The following is a 1,386-nucleotide window of genomic DNA, read 5'->3' on the forward strand; positions in this document are numbered from 1 at the left end:
GCCGAGAAGATCGTCGGCGACGGCATCGCCATCAAGCCGGCCGGCAACAAGATGGTTGCTCCGTGCGACGGCACCATCGGCAAAATCTTCGAGACCAACCACGCGTTCTCTCTGGAGTCCGACTCTGGTATCGAGCTGTTCGTTCACTTCGGTATCGACACCGTCGAGCTGAAGGGTGAAGGTTTCACCCGTATCGCTCAGGAAGGTCAACAGGTCAAGCGCGGTGACACCATCATCGAGTTCGATCTGGCCGTTCTGGAAGCCAAAGCCAAGTCTACCCTGACACCTGTGGTCATCTCCAACATGGACGAGATCAAAGAGCTGGTGAAGATGACTGGCGCCGTGACCGTGGGCGAGACCCCGGTGATCCGCATCAAGAAATAATGCGCCCTGGCTTGACGCCAGCGACCGCCAAAAACCGAAGCCTGGTGCTTCGGTTTTTTTTTGCCCCTTCCATCTCCCGATACTCCATGGGCTCCCGCACAGGTCAGCATGATGGCAAACAGGCAGAAATGTTATCGAGATCAACACGGGCATAAGCAAGCCGAGTACCCTCAAGAGGGATACCTGCGGGTCCTTTGGCTCGATACGAGACGGGATGAAAAGAGATAAGCCGCTTAAGTGGCGAGGAGACAACGATGCTGAGAAATACCGAACAACGTTATGGCAGCCTGAGCATAGGGCTGCACTGGTTGACCCTGCTGCTGATGATCGCCGTCTATGCGCTGATGGAGTTCAGGGACATCTTCCCCAAAGGGTCGGCCGGACGCGACCTGATGAAGGAGTTTCACTTCATGGTGGGTCTGCTGATCCTGGCGCTGGTGGTCGTGCGCCTGCTGGTGCGCGTGGGTAGCCCTTCACCGCGTATCGTGCCCGAGCTCTCCCCCCTGATGCTCACGCTGGCCAAGCTCGCCCATCTGGCGCTCTATGGCTTCCTGATCCTCACCCCGCTGCTGGGCTGGCTGCTGTTGAGCGCAGGGGGCAAGCCCATTCCCTTCTTCGGCCTGGCGCTCCCCGCCCTCATCGCCCCCGATGACGGCCTGAAGGGCACCATCAAGGAGTTGCACGAGACGCTGGCCAACATTGGCTATGCTCTGATTGCCCTGCACGCAGCGGCAGCCATCTACCACCACCATGTGCTCAAGGACAACACCCTGACCAATATGCTGCCCGAGCGCAAATAACCAGCAACGGGTTGCACACCAACAAAAAGGCCCCTGTGACAGGGGCCTTTTTGCTCATGGAGGGTCATGGGCGACACGTCGTCAGCCGGGCAACACCACCCGGCTTTCACCGCCACCGAGGGCCTCCACCCGCACCTGCACACCGATCCGCTCCACCAGGGTCTGCACGTGGGAGATGACCCCGATCTGGCGGCCGGCCGCC

2 protein-coding genes are annotated in these 1,386 nt (G+C 59.8%); both read left to right on the forward strand.

Annotation, left to right across the window (positions count from 1 at the left end):
• On the forward strand, window positions 1–384 hold a 384-nt coding region (gene crr, locus BN1120_RS09790; RefSeq protein ID WP_042015893.1), incomplete at its 5' end, for a PTS glucose transporter subunit IIA.
• A gap of 254 nt (window positions 385–638) precedes the next feature.
• Window positions 639–1,184: a cytochrome b gene (locus BN1120_RS09795; protein ID WP_042015896.1), complete on the forward strand. Its 546-nt coding sequence runs from the start codon at window positions 639–641 to the stop codon at window positions 1,182–1,184.
• Window positions 1,185–1,386 lie beyond the last annotated feature (202 nt).

Source organism: Aeromonas caviae, from assembly GCF_000819785.1.
In the GTDB taxonomy this organism is placed as follows: domain Bacteria; phylum Pseudomonadota; class Gammaproteobacteria; order Enterobacterales; family Aeromonadaceae; genus Aeromonas; species Aeromonas caviae.

What these genes read in the sequence shown, in the direction of transcription:
- BN1120_RS09795 (WP_042015896.1), top strand. Translation starts at nt 639, where the DNA reads ATGCTGAGAAATACCGAACAACGTTATGGCAGCCTGAGCATAGGGCTG.